Here is a 17,125-nt window from a genome sequence, read left to right on the forward strand (position 1 = left end):
TCGAAAGTCACCATAAAAAATGCCAGCTTATTTGCTGGCATTTTTGTATTCAAAGCTAATTGAGCTTATTGATATAAAGATTTGTCCGTTGGGTCGGGACGGGTCTTAAAGCGGCGATGTAACCACATATATTGGGCGCGGTTTTTATCTATGATGGATTCGATAATCTTGTTACCGCGAATCGCGTCGGCTAATTCATCTTCGCCGGGGAAATTATCTAGCGGTGGCATCACTTCAATTCGATAGCCTTTATCATCTGTAGTACGTTCCACAAAAAAAGGCAGGACTTTGGCTTTGCCGAGTTTAGCTAACGTGGTGGCACCGGTAATCGTTGCCGCATCTGGCATGGCATAAAATGGGATAAATACCGCACTGGAACGGCCAAAGTCTTGATCGGCCGTGTACCAAATCACATCGGGATTGCGTAGGCAGCGTATCATTTGGCGCAAGTCGCGTTTAGAAACAAGACCTTTATTCGAGCGTAAACGGCCTTTGACCTGCAGGTATTCCATCACAGGATTATTGTGTGGGCGATAAACCCCCACGCCGGGTTGGAATTGGCCGAAGATACGTGCGCCCATTTCCAGCGGTAAACAATGCACGGCAAAGAGGATCACGCCGTGGCCAGCATTTAACGTGTCTTGTACGTGTTCTTTGCCTGTGATGCTCATGTGCTGCTGCACTTTTTCATCGGACCACCACCATGCATTGATGGTATCGAAAATGGCTTTGCCCGTTTCTTCAAAGTTACGCGTGAGTAAATCTTCTCGCTGTGTTTCCGTCATTTCAGGGAAACAGAGGGTCAAGTTACGGCGCGCTGTGTGGGTGCGGCCAGCTGCGAATTTCATCACTAAGCGACCCAATCCCTTACCCAGCGTCATCTGCCAAGGAAGCGGTAGAAGCTGAGTTAAACGCATCAAAAATACGCCAAACCACATGGGCCAATGCTTAGGATGATATAAAGAAGATGAAAACTCGGCTTTCTCGACCACAAAAATACTCACTACTTTTGAAAATTACTGCTCATTCTAACTCAATTTTTGCTGAAAATTAGGTACAATCACGGTTTAATTTCTGCATAAAGATAAGAGCACTATGAAGGTTTCTCTGCCTGCATTTGAAAAAGCCAGAGTGTTAGTCGTCGGCGATGTGATGTTAGACCGCTATTGGGTTGGCCCTACGGGACGTATCTCCCCTGAAGCCCCCGTACCTGTGGTGAAGATTAATCAAGTCGAAGACAGACCCGGCGGCGCGGCCAACGTGGCGCTCAATATCGCGACCTTAGGGGGGCAAGTCCAACTTGCCGGGCTCGTCGGTCAAGACGATACTGCCCATGCCCTAACGCTCGGTGTGCAAACTTTAGGGGTTGAACCCCAATGGTTAAGTATTACTGATAAACCAACCATCACTAAGCTGCGGGTGTTATCACGTAATCAGCAGCTTATCCGCCTCGATTTCGAAGAAGCCTTCGACAAGGCCGATAGCGTACGTTTATTGAAACAATCCGAGGCCTTACTCGATTCTGTCGATGTTGTGGTGTTGTCCGACTATGCAAAGGGCGCTATCGATCAGCCGCGAGATTTTATTGCATTAGCGCGTTCGAAAGGTGTGATGGTATTAGTCGATCCTAAGGGCAGTGACTTTGGTCGTTATCATGGCGCGTCGCTAATTACCCCAAATATGAGCGAGTTTGAAGCCGTTGTTGGCACTGTGACCTCTGAAGCCGACCTGCTGGAAAAAGCCCGTGGCTTACTCAAGCAACATCATTTTGATGCCATTTTAGTCACCCGCTCTGAAAAGGGCATGACCTTAGTGACCGCTAATGCGCCTGAGTTGCACATTCCTACCGTTGCCCGTGAAGTCTATGATGTGACGGGGGCTGGCGATACTGTGATTTCAGCCTTAGCAACCTCATTAGCCGCGGGCGCCGATTTACCGCAGGCTTGCGCAATTGCGAACACCGCCGCTGGCGTTGTGGTAGGTAAACTTGGCACTTCTACCGTGAGCCGCATTGAGCTTATTGAAGCCCTAGCTTTGCACCATGGAGAATCGGGTTTTGGGGTGGTGAGTGAAGATCAACTGGCCTACGCCTTAGAGCAAGCCAAACTACGCGGTGAACGTGTGGTGATGACTAATGGTTGCTTTGATATTTTACATGCGGGCCACGTGAGCTATCTTAAACAGGCGAAAGCTTTGGGCGATCGTTTGATCGTCGCGGTAAACGATGATGCCTCGGTTAAACGCCTCAAGGGTGAAGGCCGTCCAGTTAATCAGGTTGATCGTCGTATGGCTGTGCTCGCTGGCTTAGCTTCTGTTGATTGGGTTGTGCCTTTTAGTGAAGATACGCCGCAGCGCATCATTACTCGATTGCTGCCAAATCTGCTGGTCAAAGGTGGTGATTATAAGCTTGAGGATATTGCTGGTGGCGCTGAAGTGATTGCCGCCGGTGGCCAAGTTCAAGTGCTGGGCTTTGAGGATGGCATTTCAACGACAGCGATTATACAAAATATCATGGCGAATCAGTGAGCTTAGTCGCTCTGGCATTCGCATCTAGCCTGACTTGGACGCCCATTGCCGATAAGCAGGCTTTGATTTGCCCTTTACCAGAGCTTGGTACTTGCTTGGCATTATTGCCAGAGCAAGTGTTGGTGCAGCTTCCTGCAACACTCGAACAATTTAGGCTTGATTTAGGCCGCAGAAGTGCCATGGTCATGCCCGTCGATGACAATAAAATTGCGGGCCTAGTCTTAGTGAATGAGCAGCGGACACCGCAAGTACAGTTAGCCAGTGTCGATATGGTGACCTACCAATTACCTTTGCTTGAACAGCCGCAATTAACCCTATGGCATGAGCTCGGTCATTTGGAGAACCTTGCTCTGCAAGGCTCTGTGTTACCGACTCACTTGAGTGCATATCAACATGAATGGCTAGCTGACATTTATTTGGTTTGGCGTATCGCACGGGAGAAAAATGATTTTGCCTTGGCGTGGCAGCAATACCACAGACGCAATCTTGATGCATTAACAAGCCCGCAATACTTGTCACATTGGAGTTCGCCAATGTTGATACAAGTGTTGCATCGATACGATGTTGCTCAAGTGGCTAAATTTGCCGAGTATCGGGACTTTTTAACGAATTTTTACCCTAAAGCCGAGCAATTAGAGCCGAGATTATTAGGTGAGTATTCGAGCTTAATGCAACGCACTTTTGGCGCGAGTGTATTGCAACCCCTTCCTGAATATCTATTTTGGCGAAAAGCTGATCTTGGACACTATCTCCAACCGACGTTCGTTTTACTCATGGGCGAAGAAAAAGCACATAACTGGTTGGTACAAAATTCAATGTTATGAATGTGTTAATTAAATCTGTGGTGAAGCCTGTTTTAAACTGAACCCTAGCTGAACAAAAGTGAAATACGCTGGTTACGGCCCAGTGAACAGCAGTAATCCCTGAGCGGCTTTGGTAAGCTTTCCCCCTAAAAATAAGAGGGGAGACATTACTATGGCTAAGCGCTCGCGAGTACAAACTGAGCAAACCATAAATCAAATTATGGATGAAGCGTTAAGACAAATTTTGACTATCGGCTTTGAGACTATGTCTTATACTACGTTATCTGAAGCAACGGGTATTAGTCGCACAGGTATTAGTCACCATTTTCCACGCAAAAGCGATTTTCTTGTTCGTTTAGATAGTCGTATCGGCAATCTATTTGTTGCTGCGCTGGATTTTTCTAGCCAAGAGGCATTGGAAACATCCTGGATGCAGGCAATGCAGGAAGAGCATTACCGCGCAGTATTAAGACTGTTCTTTAGTCTTTGTGGTGGTGCGAATAATGAAATTACCCTCTTTAGAGCGGTGAGTACAGCGCGTCAGCAAGCGATTGCTGAGTTAGGCTTAGCGGGCGATCGCACGATCAACCACCTATTAGGCCGTACAGCTGTGATGTTGCTATCCAATTTTGATGTGGCAAAAGCAGCATAATAGACTGACCAATGAATATAAAAATGGAGCCAGATGGCTCCTTTTTTGTGGGTAAAAATCGTGATTTGTACTGAGGTAAGTCATACCCCAATAGTGTAGGATGACCACTCAATAATGATTTAAGTTAGTGATATTGCTTTGTACTCTTGATTTGACAGGATAAAACATATGGACATGACACCCATCTCTAATGAGGCAGATATGCCTAAACGCGCCATTAAGCTTGATAACACTGAGCTTATCAAAACCAGTTTTTGGGTGAGTCAGATTTTTATAATCATTGCGACTGTTGTTGGCGTGTACTTAGCCGCGCAAGAAGGGTTGTCACAGGCAATTAAATTTGATGCCCTGAGCAATATGCAGAATAACTATCATCTGCGTCATGCCCTATATGACGAAGTGAGTGACAATGTTGAAATCTTGAGTCATTACGCTGACACAGTTGAGACTGTGAGTAGTAATAGTTTAGTGAAAATGCATCCGCAGATGGGATTATTTGTCTGGGATAACATGCGCTATTCTGCCAATGCGCTAGAAACACCGAGTGATATTTTGTCTGATATTCGTCGTTTGTATTTAGAGTCTGAGAAGATCATTAGTAATATTGAAACCCGTCACTATAGCGTTTCTTACGGTAAGGATCAGTTGCAAAATGTATTGAGTAAAATCAAAGAAGATACTTTGCCAAAACTCAAAACGAATTATGAAACCCTGTCAAAAGAGCTTAAAGATAACGATATTGCCGTCGACTAACGTATCTTGGCTTAGCTCCCCCCAAACATCAGGGGTCATTCTTATCCCTGATGTTTGAATCCATTGATGAATTCTGTGTTGCTGACAACACTTCTGCATGATCTGCTTTAGTCCCCATTATTTTATGGCACTTAAGCTAACGATGAATCTAGTCAGATTTTCTCCGTCGGTATTTGTCATCAAAACCATGTTGAGTTAGCTTAATTCCTGTCGATAGGCTTGAGTTAGCTTAATTCCTGTCGATAGGCTTGAGTTAGCTTAATTCCTGTCGATAGGCTTGAGTTAATTTTTGCTGTTGTAGATAGATGCGAATAGCCAAGAAGGTTAATGCGGCAGCAATCACGGCACAGATTGCGTGGTGGAAGACTAAGTGACTTATTAGGAATGTGGGCAAGTCTTCAAAGCTGTCGATAAGGAAAAGCTTAGTGATTAAGCCGATATAGACGAGAAGATGTAGAGCCGCGCCAGTGATAAAGAGTCGTTTAAATTTATCAGTCAGTTTGATATCTAACTTGATATTAAACCATCGACAAAATAGGTACCCACTCAGGCCGATGGTAATCGATATCCAGCCAAGCCCGAGTAATGAGGTTTTGATTAATACGGCAGACAGGATAAACAGCCCAAGCAACATTTATTATTTCCTTAAACCAGCTTTAGATTTAACTTAGTGTTTTAGTTTACATTAAGCATATCAGCATTGTGGGCAGATAAGCCTCGCATCATATTGGCGCAGAGACTAGCTTAATAGGCTTAAAAAAATGTGAAAAGAAAGGGAGCCATTGGCTCCCTTCATTTCTTTAGAATAGTGTTTATCGCCTAAACGATTTCTACTCTGTTGATATTAAATCAAACTCAAAGTGCCTTTAAAATGGCTTCAACACTGGCCTTAGCATCCCCAAACAGCATTTGGGTATTTTCTTTGAAGAACAGTGGGTTTTGCACGCCGGCATAACCTGTGTTCATCGAACGTTTAAAGCCAATCACGTTTTGTGCTTTCCACACTTCCAGCACTGGCATACCTGCGATTGGACTGCCTGGATCTTCCATTGCCGCGGGGTTAACCGTGTCGTTGGCGCCGATAACGAGCACGACATCTGTGTCTTTAAAGTCTTCATTGATTTCGTCCATTTCGAGCACGATATCGTAGGGGACTTTCGCTTCAGCGAGCAGTACGTTCATATGGCCTGGTAATCGACCAGCAACTGGATGGATACCAAAACGCACTTTCACGCCGCGATCACGTAGTTTTTGAGTGATTTCCGCAACAGGATATTGCGCTTGCGCCACTGCCATACCGTAACCCGGAGTGATGATGACTGAAGTGGCATTTTTCAGCATATCCGCCACATCTTCGGCGTTGGTTTCACGGTATTCACCCATTTCTTCATCGGCAGTCGAGGCCACTCCATCTGTGCCAAAGCCACCCGCGATAACTGAAATAAATGAGCGATTCATGGCCTTACACATGATGTAAGACAGAATAGCACCCGATGAACCCACTAACGCGCCGACCACAATCAAGAGGTCGTTCGACAACATAAAGCCTGCTGCTGCCGCTGCCCAACCTGAGTAGGAGTTCAGCATAGACACCACCACTGGCATATCCGCGCCGCCAATGGATGCGACTAAATGCCAGCCAAAGGCGAAGGCAATCAAGGTCATCAACAGCAGTGCTGGCATAGTGCCGCCTGTCTGTACGAAGTATACCAACAGGGCGAAAGACACTAGCACTGCGACTAGGTTTAGCTTGTGGCGATGTGGCAGCATCAGAGGTTTAGATGAAATCAGTCCGCGTAACTTACAAAAGGCAACGATAGAACCCGTAAAGGTCACCGCACCGATGAAGATCCCGAGGAAGACTTCGACCAAGTGAATTTTAAGCATAGCGCCAGTGAGGTGCTCTTTGCTGGCGGTCTTCACCGCTTCACTCAACGCATCTTGTACTGCGGCGAGGGTCGTATTGATATCACCACCGACTGCCACCACGACTTGTGATACTTCCTGTGGGTGTAAGTCGATAAAGCTGTTGAAACCCACTAATACCGCGGCCATACCCACAAAGCTGTGCAATATAGCAACCAGTTCTGGCATTTCAGTCATTTCGACTTTTAGTGCTAAACGGATACCAATCGCGCCGCCAATCACCATAGCGATTAAGATCCACGCAATTCCGTTAGTATCGGGGTTGAAAATGGTAGCCAGTAGGGCGATTGCCATACCTAAGATACCGAATAAATTGCCGTGTTTTGCCGTCTCTTGCTTCGACAGTCCCGCGAGACTGAAGATGAAGAGAATGGCGGCAATAATGTAAGCTGCTGTTACCAGTCCTTGAGACACGTTAAACCCCCTTAATCCTTACGGAACATCTTCAGCATGCGCTGAGTGACGGTAAAGCCACCGAAGATGTTAATACTGGCGATCAGCACGGCGATAAACGCCAGTACAGTGACCAAAGTTGAACCCTGACCGATTTGCAGTAGGGCGCCGACCACGATAATGCCCGAAATCGCGTTAGTGACTGACATTAAAGGTGTATGCAGTGAGTGGGATACGTTCCATACCACGTAATAGCCAACAACGCAGGACAGCAAGAATACTGTGAAATGCGACAGGAACTCTGGTGGTGCTACCGATGCCACGGCAGCAAACCCTGCAACGCCTAAGGCGGCGAGCACGTATTTGAGCTTAGATGGTGCCTTCGGAGTGGTATTTTTCGGCTCGATTTTCGCCGCTGGTTTTGCTGGCGCCGCAGAAACAGAAATCGGTGGTGGCGGGAAGGTCACTTCACCTTCTTTAATCACTGTCATATTGCGCATGACTACATCATCAAAGTTGATGCTGGCTGTGCCGTCCTTTTCTTTACACATTAACTTCATCAGGTTGACTAAGTTAGTGCCGTAAAGCTGTGAGGATTGCGCCGGTAGACGACCTGGAAGGTCGGTATAACCAATCACTTTTACGCCGTTAGGAGTAACAAACAGCTCACCCGATTGCGTGTATTCGCAGTTACCACCCGTCGCAGCGGCTAAATCGACGATCACTGAGCCGCTCTTCATGCTATCGACCATGGTTTTGGTGATGAGCTTAGGCGCAGGACGACCAGGGATCAGCGCCGTAGTGATGATGATATCGACTTCTTTGGCTTGCTCAGCAAACAGCGCCATTTCGGCGGCAATAAATTCATCCGACATGGTTTTAGCATAACCGTCCGATGAACCACCTTCCTCGTTACCAAAATCCAGTTTAAGGAATTGGCCGCCCATAGATTCGATTTGCTCGGCCACTTCTAAGCGGGTATCGAAGGCGCGCACTATGGCGCCAAGCGATCCTGCTGTACCAATGGCGGCAAGGCCAGCTACACCAGCACCAATGACTAACACTTTGGCGGGCGGTACTTTACCAGCAGCGGTAATTTGGCCAGTAAAGAAACGGCCAAATTGATGTGCGGCTTCAACAACGGCGCGATATCCACCAATGTTTGCCATAGAGGAGAGGGCATCAAGTGACTGGGCGCGGGAGATGCGTGGCACCATGTCCATTGCCATCACGTTGATCTTACGTTTAGATAACTTCGCAACCAGCTCAGGGTTTTGTGCGGGCCAAATAAAGCTGACGATAGTCGCCCCGTCTTTGATTTGTTCAATTTCGGCGTCGCTTGGCGCATTGACCTTAAAGATCAGATCGGCTTGCCAAACGTTTGTTGTCACCTTCGCGCCCGCAGCTTCAAAAGCTGCATCATCGAAACTTGACAGTTGACCCGCATTGGCCTCAATAACAACTTCAAAGCCGAGTTTTTTAAGCTGCTCAACGGTGGCTGGGGTCGCGGCGACCCTAGTTTCACCGGCGAGACTTTCTCTCGGTATTCCAATCTGCATGACTACTCCCTGATGGTTTATATAATCGTTCCGCCTGCTGTTCTTCCTTCATCGTACTCAACTGCAAAATCTGTCGTCACCAGCGTTTATTCGGCGGGTGATTCGAGTCAGTTAGGGCATTCAATCTAGGATGGACACTTTTTGTTTTTAAAACAAACTATTCTGTGGGCAACAGAAATTATTGTTCGACAGGCTCATGACCATTGTGGCAATACTTTAGCTTGGCACAAGTGCATATTTCTCAAGCAGGCCGTTTCTGCACTGGTCGGATCAAAAACTTTTAACCAGTGCACACTTTTGTAGCTTAAATTTTGCACTTTGTATATTCCAAAATGGAATTAAAAATCCTATTTTATTCTTTTTTGCTTTTCTTAAACCGCGATAAGCTTGTGGACATTACACTGTCATAGGGCCGTCTCATGTTGTTAAAAGAACTTTCATCGCTGGCTTCGCCATTGTCTCAAGGACAAGTCGAGAAGCTAAAACAACTCACTTCTGAGTTAAGTGCTGTGCAATTGGCCTGGGTGAGTGGCTATCTTGCTGCTACAGCCAATGCGGGCCAATTAGCGCCCGTCGCGCAGGCGCAAACGGCTCAAACTGTGACGATTCTCTATGGCAGCCAAACGGGTAATGGCCGTGGTGTCGCCAAAGCGCTCGCCGATAAGGCGCAAGCGCAAGGTTATGCGGTCAATCTGGCTTCAATGGGCGAATACAATGTTCGCCAATTAAAGCAAGAAGCTGTGCTGTTATTGGTGGTCAGCACCCATGGTGAAGGTGAAGCGCCGGATGATGCGATTGAATTACACAAGTTTTTAGCATCGAAACGTGCCCCTAAGTTAGACAATCTACATTACTCTGTGCTTGCGCTGGGGGATTCTAGCTATGAATTTTTCTGCCAAACCGGTAAAGACTTCGATGCCCGCCTAGCGGCACTCGGTGCTAAATCACTGTTACCTTTAATTGAATGTGATGTGGATTATGAAACTGCCGCTGGCCAGTGGCACGCCGATGTATTAGAGGCCGTTAAGCCGCTAATTGAAACCTCGTCCGCCAGTGTGGTATCCATCGGCACCGCTAAAGCGATTGGCGAAAGTGAATTTACTAAGCAAAACCCCTATAGCGCCGAAGTGCTTGTGAGCCAAAAAATTACCGGCCGTGGATCAGACCGAGATGTGCGCCATGTTGAAATCGACCTTGGCGACTCAGGCTTAACCTATCAAGCGGGCGATGCCCTTGGTGTGTGGTTTAGTAATAACGAAGTGTTAGTCGATGAAGTCTTAGCGGGTTTGTCATTAGCCGCCGATGAGTTAGTGACACTTGGTACTGAATCCTTATCTCTTAAGCAGGCTTTGGTCGATAAGAAAGAATTAACCCAGTTATACCCTGGATTAGTCAAAGCCTGGGCCGAATTGAGCGGCAGCGCAGAACTGCTGGCATTGAGCGAAGATAAAGAACAAGTGCGCCACTTTATCCTTAAGCATCAATTTGTCGATTTAGTTACTCAGTATCCATTATCAAATAACTCAGTAACCTTAAATGCAGCAAAACTGCTTGAGCTACTGCGTCCATTAACGCCAAGACTTTACTCTATCGCCTCAAGTCAAAGCGAAGTTGAAACAGAAGTCCACTTAACTGTGGCCTTAGTGGAAGATGAGCGCCATGGCTCAGCACGTTTTGGCGGTGCGTCACACTTCTTAGCATCTGCGCAGGAAGGCACGCAAGTTAAGGTTTATGTTGAGTCGAACAAGCATTTCCGTTTACCTGAAAATCCAGAAACACCGGTGATCATGGTGGGCCCTGGTACAGGTGTTGCGCCGTTCCGTGCCTTTATGCAGGAGCGCGTCGCCCAAGGTATTCAAGGCGATAGCTGGTTATTCTTCGGCAATCCTCACTTTGAGCAGGATTTCTTGTATCAAACTGAGTGGCAACAGTATTTGAAAAATGGCGATCTCAGCCGTATCGACGTGGCGTTCTCCCGCGATCAAGCCCATAAGATTTATGTGCAGCACCGCATTAAAGAACAAGGCCAAGCCCTGTGGCAATGGTTGCAAAATGGCGCGCATCTTTATATTTGTGGTGATGCTGAACGTATGGCGAAAGATGTTCACCAAGCCTTGATTGAGGTGGCAGTCGAAGTCGGTGGTTTGAATACCGAAGCTGCCGAAGCCTATTTTGAAACCCTGCGCAGCGATAAACGTTACCAAAAAGACGTGTATTAATCTCAACCGTTGCGCAGATAAGAAACGCATAAGAATAGCTAAAGCTGCACACGTGATGACCTGTGCAGCCAGCGAACCCAATTTTAAGAGGCAGTTGCCATGAGTGAGCAAAAGTTAGCGTTAAATGAATACCTAAAGACCGACAGTGATTACCTGCGCGGGACCATCAAAGAAGGTTTAGATTCTTCTGTGACTGGCAGTTTCAGTGACGGCGATCAGCAGCTGATCAAATTTCATGGCTTCTATCAGCAGGATGATCGCGATTTACGTAACGAACGTAAAGAGCAAAAACTCGAACCTTTATATAGTTTTATGTTGCGTGCCCGTGTACCCGGCGGTATTTGTTCTCCGCAGCAATGGTTAGGCGTAGATAAAATTGCCTCGACGCTCACCAGCTCGAACAGTATTCGTTTGACGACCCGCCAAACCTTCCAATACCACGGTATTCCTAAGCGTAACTTGAAGACCATTATTCAAGACTTAGATCGCGAAGCGCTGGATTCGATTGCTGCCTGTGGTGACGTTAACCGTAACGTCATGTGTAACCCCAATCCGGTGGAATCGAAACTGCACGAGCAGGCCTATGCGGTGGCGAAACAACTGTCAGATCATCTATTACCACACACTCGCGCCTACGCTGAAATCTGGTTAGATGAAGAAAAGTTACTTTCGACCGAAGATGAAACCGTCGAACCTGTGTATGGCAAAACCTATCTGCCACGTAAGTTCAAAATGGCGGTTGCGGTTCCTCCCGATAACGATGTTGACGTTTACACTAACGATTTAGGCTTTATTGCTGTTGCCGAAAACGGCGAGCTAGTTGGCTTTAACTTAACGGCGGGCGGCGGCATGGGCTCGACCCATGGCGAAGTAGAAACCTTTCCACGCCTGGCTGACGACTTTGGTTTTATCAAAACTGAAGACGTGATGAAGTTTGCTGAAGCTGTCATGACAGTGCAACGCGACTGGGGCAATCGCTCTAATCGTAAGCGTTCGCGCCTTAAGTACACAATCGTTGACCACGGCTATGAAAAGTTCAAAGCCGAAGTTGAACTGCGTGCAGGAGTAAAATTTGAACCTAAGCGTGATGTCGTGATTGGCGATCGCGGCGACCGTTATGGTTGGGTCGAAGGCGTTGACGGTAAGTGGCATTTAACCCTATTTATCGAAAGCGGCCGCATTAAGGATTTACCGGGCCAGACCCTGCAAACGGGGCTGCGTGAAATTGCTAAGATCCACAAGGGCGATTTCCGCATGACCTCGAATCAAAACATGATCATCGCAGGTGTAGCGGCAGAAGATAAAGCCACGATTGAAGGTTTAGCCCGTAAACATGGTCTGCTGGGCCAAGTGTTGACGCAAACCCGCGGTCACTCGATTGCCTGTGTGGCGTTGCCGACATGTCCATTAGCGATGGCGGAAGCCGAGCGTTATTTCCCTGAGTTTATCGATCATATCGATGCGCTACAGGCAAAACACGGCATCAGCGAGCAAGCGATTGTCGTGCGTATGACGGGTTGTCCTAACGGCTGTGCCCGCCCATTTGCCGCTGAAATTGGGCTTGTGGGTAAGGCGCCGGGTCGTTATAACTTGTACTTAGGTGCAAGTTTTGAAGGGACTCGTTTGAACAAAATGCACAGAGAAAATATCCAAGAGGCGGACATTCTCGCCGAATTGGATGCCCTGTTTGGCCGCTACGCCGTAGAGCGTGATGCAGGCGAAACCTTTGGTAACTTCACCGTCCGCGTGGGTGTAGTGAAGGCGGTGATCGATGCCGCTAAGGATTTTCATGGCTGATATTGAGCAAAAAACCAGTGATAAAGTGCCGACTGTGGTCAGCGCTGCCGAACTCAAGGCATTATTGAGTGCGCCTAAGGCAGAGCAAGCGATAGAGCTTGAACGTATTAATCAGTTCTTAGGTGGATTAAGCGCACAAGAGCGGGTGCTATGGGGCTTAACTTATTTGCCCGGTAATCATGCGCTGTCCTCAAGCTTTGGGATTCAAGCCGCAGTGATGCTGCATATGGTGAGTCAGGCACAGGCGAATATTCCGGTTATCCTCACGGATACGGGTTATTTATTCCCTGAGACTTATCAGTTTATCGATGAACTGACAGAGCGTTTATCGCTGAATTTAAAAGTGTATCAAGCAGTGATGACATCTGCATGGCAAGAGGCACGCTTTGGTCAGTTGTGGGAGCAAGGGGTAGACGGGCTAGAGCAATACAACCGTCTCAACAAAGTTGAGCCTATGCAACGCGCTTTAGCCGAGCTTGAAGTCGGCACTTGGTTTGCTGGGCTTAGACGCAGTCAAGCCAGTACCCGTGAGGCGTTGCCGATACTGGCGATTCATGGTACTCGCTTTAAGTTACTGCCGATTATCGAGTGGTCGAATAAAGATGTGCACCTCTATCTGACTCAATTTGACTTGCCGTACCATCCACTTTGGGACCAAGGCTATGTTTCTGTGGGGGATACCCATTCGAGTAAACCACTCGAATTAGGTATGACAGAGGAAGAAACTCGCTTTAATGGCCTACAACGTGAGTGTGGTCTGCACTACGAAATCTAGTCATTTTATTGATTTTAAATATTAAACGCCTCAACTTAGTTTGGGGCGTTTTTTTATCATTTTAAGATAAGTGGGATTGAATTTAATACTCTGGATTGTCGAGGAAGTTAAGTGATGTCATTTAAGCGTCATTTAACTAAGATAGATTGATATTCATAGAGTTAGTTTGCATTCATTTTTAAATGCTAAAAATGTTGTACATTTTTACTCACAGAGTTATGCACATTGGTTAAGCCTGCGCTATATTTTGAAGTTCCCGTAGATGGTTTTGAAGCGTTTTACTGCGTTAATTGACATGATTCATGTCTTTTATGAGGTTAAGTTGTTGTATATCGGTATTTATGGGCTGGGTTTGCTGTGTATCGATATGGCTTGATTGGATGCAGTGAAAGCGTTGAAAACCTGACTCGCACCTGCGAGTATCAAGCAGTTTGATTGACTTGCTAGCTCTCGTTAATCAGCCATCATTACCTCGGTCAGCTGTCGTCAAAGCTGCCGAGGTCAAGTTAAGTCGACCCCCAGTCAATCTCCAATAGTGATTTGTTCTTGTTATGGTTATTTCTCAACCTATCTTTGATTATCGAGTAAGATATCCTTGGTGTTTCCTTTACTCTCGTAGCATGATCAGCTTGCAACTCGCGTAAAGCTTTAGAATATTTTCTGTAAGCCTAGGTTGCCCCAAAGAATCCTTGTAATGGGATTGACTGGATAGATGAGAAACAAGAAATGAGAGTGTGTGGATGAGATGGTATAAATGACGGCCCCTTTATATGCGATGCGAGATCATGTCAGGCGTCCAAGTGTCAATAAGTCGAGTGACCCAGCACCTCAGAGACGAAAGCGTGGTTTTCGTCGTTTATTGTCTTGGTTATTTAAGGGATTAGTTTGGGTATTTATTTGCTCAATTTTATTAGTGATCCTACTACGATTCGTCGATCCTCTTATGTGGACTTGGCGTATCGAACGTGCCTTATTTCCACCTGCTCCTATCGGTGAGATCAGGCATCAATGGCGCGATTTAGCGCAAATTTCTCCCGAATTACAATTGGCTGTGATTGCTGCGGAAGATCAACGTTTTGTTGAGCATACTGGATTCGATTTAGCCGCGATAAGTTCGGCACTGAAATACAACCAAAAAGGTACCAAAGTCCGCGGGGCAAGTACCTTAAGTCAGCAGGCGGCGAAAAACCTTTTTATGTGGTCGAGTCGCAGTTTCTTTCGTAAGGGATTGGAAGCTTGGTTTACGTTATTGATGGAGTTGACTTGGGATAAGTCGCGTATTCTTGAAGTGTATTTAAATATTGTAGAATTTGGCCCAGGCATTTACGGCGCCGAAGCGGCATCAAAGCATTATTTTGGAAAGTCAGCGGCAAAACTTACCCAATACGAGGCCTCATTACTCGCAGCCATTTTACCCAATCCTTGGCGCTATAAGGTGTCTCCACCGTCATCGTATGTGCAGCAGCGCTCTGCTTGGATCCGTAAGCAAATGCGTCAGCTAGGTGACGTCACGCTTAAAAAAGTCCACGAAGCACGATGACGCTCTGGTGAGGTAGTTTGAGTGAGATGAGCTTAATTTGTCATTGAGTTCTTTGCTTAATCGTCGATGACTTTGAGATGTTTTATTACCGAATTGAAATAAGATTGGAGTTATGTTTAATAAACGTTAATTCTAATGCGTTTTTAATGCTGCGAACTCCTATCCTGTTCGCTTCTGTGTCGGTTTAATGTTAAATTATCGGGAAAATTTTATACCTTAGTTTCGCTTAGCCTAAGCATTTTAAACTGGGTTTGTATTGCGTAGGGCTGAGTTGTTGTGTTTTCTGATTTTGCATTATCTGCGTAAGGGATATGTAAGAGCGGATAAATATTTAAATACCTAAGGTGAGTTCTTTAGGTATTGTTTTCATAAAATTGAATGTCATTAAATGGAGTTTCTTAAATGAAAAAGATTGTGATTGCCGCGGCAATTATTGCAGCAGGTGCTGGTGGTTATTGGTATATGCAGAATGGCGCGGGTTCTAGTGCCTCTGCTAATCCTTTGCTCGACTATGTGCCTGCCGATACGCCGATATTTTCGGGCCAGTTAAAACCCTTCCCGTTAAAAGCGTATTTACAGTCTATTTCTGGAAATTATCAGCAATATCCAAGTAACACGCTTGATGAACTCGGTGTGCAGGATAGCCCTATGGGCAAGTTCTTCGTTAGTATTTATCAGCAGTATATGGATGGGATGAAAGATCCTGCCTTACTGTTAAAAACCTTCGGTTTCCCCGATGAAGTTAAACCTTATATTTATACTTTAGGTGCTTTGCCAGTATTAAAGATTGATGTTAATCAGGCTGAAGCATTTTGGGCTGTATTAGATAAAGCCGAAAAAGACAGTGGTGTAACCCACGAAATGCGTAAAGTGGGCGATGTTGATTATCGCGCTTATGCACTATCGGATGAAAGCTCAGCAGAGAAAGCTGAACTGTTATTTGCCCAGAAAGATGGCATATTAACGATGACTTTCAGCACCTCTATTACCGAGCCTGAGTTATTAGAAATGGCATTTGGTATTAAGAAGGCGCCGCAGTCATTAGCCGCTTCTGGCATATTAGAAGATATTATTAAGACCCATGGTTTTAAAGATGACAGCATTAGCTTTATTAACCATGTGGAAATTGTAAAGGCATTGACCTCTGCAGATAGCAATATGCTAGCTAAGCAACTGACTCAATTTTTTGCTGATGAAAGTGAGGGTGAAGATCCATTAGCTCAAATCAGAACACCAGAATGTCGTACCGAACTGACTGCGATTGCCGCTAACTGGCCGCGTACCGTTGCTGGTTTAACGGCGTTTTCTGTGACTGAAAAAGAAAGCCATATGGCGGCTTCATTTGTTGTCGAAACGAAGAATCAACCTATTCTTGCGGCAATGCAAAAGATGCGTGGTTTTATTCCATCGCATCTGGCGGATATCGACAGCACTATCTTCTCCATGGGAATAGGTCTAGATATCAATGAAATTACCCCTTCATTAACGGCTATTTGGGATGATCTGCAAAAGCCACAACTGACCTGTACACCATTGGCAGAGTTGCAGGCTGAGTTGAGCCAACAGAGCCCTGCTATGCTAGGCATGTTTACTGGCATGGCTAACGGTGTGAAAGGCATGAGCGTTTCATTGCTCGATTTTAAAATGAGCACACAAGATCAAGAGCCTAAGTTAGAAAGCTTAGATGCTTTAGTCAGCCTTAGCGCCGAAAACCCATCCATGTTGTTCAATATGGTCAAACCTTTCGCCCCTATGCTGGCTGAAGTGCAATTAGCCGATAACGGCGATGCTACTGATTTATCTCCAATATTGATGTTGCCTCCAGAGTTAGGTGTTAAGCCAATGCTGGCGATTAAAGGTCAACATTTAGTGGTGTATAGCGGTGATAAAGGCTTAGCTTTAGCCAACAAATTAGCAGGCGAGAAACTGTCAGCGAATGGCATGTACAGCTTGTCTGCTGATTACGGCAAGATGTTTACGCCAGTGCTTACACTGTTAGAAATGAGCGGTGAGCCGATCCCTGAAGAAATGCAAATGCTTAAAGATTACAACATGCGAGTTCAAATGAGCTTTGATGTGAATAAGCAAGGCTTGGTCATAGGTTCAGTCGCCAATTCTAAAGCGACTGAAAAGAAGTAATGCGTTAGTAAACTCATATTTGCTTTAAAAGAGCCTGCAGATT

13 protein-coding genes are annotated in these 17,125 nt (G+C 46.1%); 9 read left to right on the forward strand and 4 right to left on the reverse strand.

Annotation, left to right across the window (positions count from 1 at the left end; genetic code table 11):
* Positions 1–65: 65 nt before the first annotated feature.
* Positions 66–992, reverse strand: coding sequence for an LpxL/LpxP family Kdo(2)-lipid IV(A) lauroyl/palmitoleoyl acyltransferase (locus L5M10_RS00705; protein ID WP_263146454.1), 927 nt, complete (start codon positions 990–992; stop codon positions 66–68).
* Positions 993–1,095: 103 nt separating this feature from the next.
* Here L5M10_RS00705 and hldE point away from each other — a divergent pair, with 103 nt between their 5' ends.
* The 4 genes from hldE (at position 1,096) to L5M10_RS00725 (ending at position 4,734) form a co-directional block, all read left to right on the forward strand.
* A complete protein-coding gene (hldE, locus tag L5M10_RS00710) occupies positions 1,096–2,526 on the forward strand; it encodes a bifunctional D-glycero-beta-D-manno-heptose-7-phosphate kinase/D-glycero-beta-D-manno-heptose 1-phosphate adenylyltransferase HldE (RefSeq protein ID WP_113939015.1) in 1,431 nt (476 codons plus the stop codon).
* Positions 2,523–3,350 carry a hypothetical protein gene (locus L5M10_RS00715; protein WP_263146449.1) on the forward strand — a complete coding sequence of 276 codons (828 nt, stop codon included), beginning with the start codon at positions 2,523–2,525 and terminating at the stop codon, positions 3,348–3,350. The genes hldE and L5M10_RS00715 overlap by 4 nt, the downstream gene beginning before the upstream one ends.
* 151 nt (positions 3,351–3,501) lie before the next feature.
* Positions 3,502–3,981, forward strand: coding sequence for a TetR family transcriptional regulator (locus L5M10_RS00720; protein WP_006082899.1), 480 nt, complete (start codon positions 3,502–3,504; stop codon positions 3,979–3,981).
* Positions 3,982–4,149: 168 nt separating this feature from the next.
* Positions 4,150–4,734 carry a hypothetical protein gene (locus L5M10_RS00725; RefSeq protein WP_105251573.1) on the forward strand — a complete coding sequence of 195 codons (585 nt, stop codon included), beginning with the start codon at positions 4,150–4,152 and terminating at the stop codon, positions 4,732–4,734.
* 253 nt (positions 4,735–4,987) lie between these two features.
* Here L5M10_RS00725 and L5M10_RS00730 read toward each other — a convergent pair whose 3' ends face one another.
* The 3 genes from L5M10_RS00730 to L5M10_RS00740 all read right to left on the reverse strand — a co-directional run bounded on the left by L5M10_RS00730 (position 4,988) and on the right by L5M10_RS00740 (position 8,612).
* Complete coding sequence (locus tag L5M10_RS00730; RefSeq protein ID WP_263146445.1) at positions 4,988–5,368, reverse strand: hypothetical protein; 381 nt, start codon at positions 5,366–5,368, stop codon at positions 4,988–4,990.
* Positions 5,369–5,589: 221 nt separating this feature from the next.
* Positions 5,590–7,074, reverse strand: coding sequence for a Re/Si-specific NAD(P)(+) transhydrogenase subunit beta (gene pntB, locus L5M10_RS00735; RefSeq protein ID WP_263146443.1), 1,485 nt, complete (start codon positions 7,072–7,074; stop codon positions 5,590–5,592).
* Positions 7,075–7,085: 11 nt separating this feature from the next.
* On the reverse strand, positions 7,086–8,612 hold the full coding sequence (locus L5M10_RS00740) for a Re/Si-specific NAD(P)(+) transhydrogenase subunit alpha (protein WP_263146441.1): 1,527 nt from the start codon (positions 8,610–8,612) through the stop codon (positions 7,086–7,088).
* A gap of 419 nt (positions 8,613–9,031) precedes the next feature.
* Here L5M10_RS00740 and L5M10_RS00745 point away from each other — a divergent pair, with 419 nt between their 5' ends.
* From L5M10_RS00745 to L5M10_RS00765, 5 genes are all read left to right on the forward strand, one after another.
* Positions 9,032–10,831, forward strand: coding sequence for an assimilatory sulfite reductase (NADPH) flavoprotein subunit (locus tag L5M10_RS00745; RefSeq protein ID WP_263161555.1), 1,800 nt, complete (start codon positions 9,032–9,034; stop codon positions 10,829–10,831).
* Positions 10,832–10,930: 99 nt separating this feature from the next.
* Positions 10,931–12,628 carry an assimilatory sulfite reductase (NADPH) hemoprotein subunit gene (gene cysI / locus L5M10_RS00750; RefSeq protein WP_113939010.1) on the forward strand — a complete coding sequence of 566 codons (1,698 nt, stop codon included), beginning with the start codon at positions 10,931–10,933 and terminating at the stop codon, positions 12,626–12,628.
* A complete protein-coding gene (locus tag L5M10_RS00755; RefSeq protein ID WP_263146435.1) occupies positions 12,621–13,403 on the forward strand; it encodes a phosphoadenylyl-sulfate reductase in 783 nt (260 codons plus the stop codon). The genes cysI and L5M10_RS00755 overlap by 8 nt, the downstream gene beginning before the upstream one ends.
* Positions 13,404–14,157: 754 nt before the next feature.
* Positions 14,158–14,943, forward strand: coding sequence for a monofunctional biosynthetic peptidoglycan transglycosylase (gene mtgA, locus L5M10_RS00760; RefSeq protein WP_263146432.1), 786 nt, complete (start codon positions 14,158–14,160; stop codon positions 14,941–14,943).
* Positions 14,944–15,345: 402 nt separating this feature from the next.
* Positions 15,346–17,082: a hypothetical protein gene (locus L5M10_RS00765; RefSeq protein WP_263146428.1), complete on the forward strand. Its 1,737-nt coding sequence runs from the start codon at positions 15,346–15,348 to the stop codon at positions 17,080–17,082.
* Positions 17,083–17,125 lie beyond the last annotated feature (43 nt).

The sequence above is a fragment of the Shewanella sp. SM32 genome (assembly GCF_025654235.1).
GTDB classification, from domain to species: Bacteria; Pseudomonadota; Gammaproteobacteria; order Enterobacterales; family Shewanellaceae; genus Shewanella; species Shewanella oncorhynchi.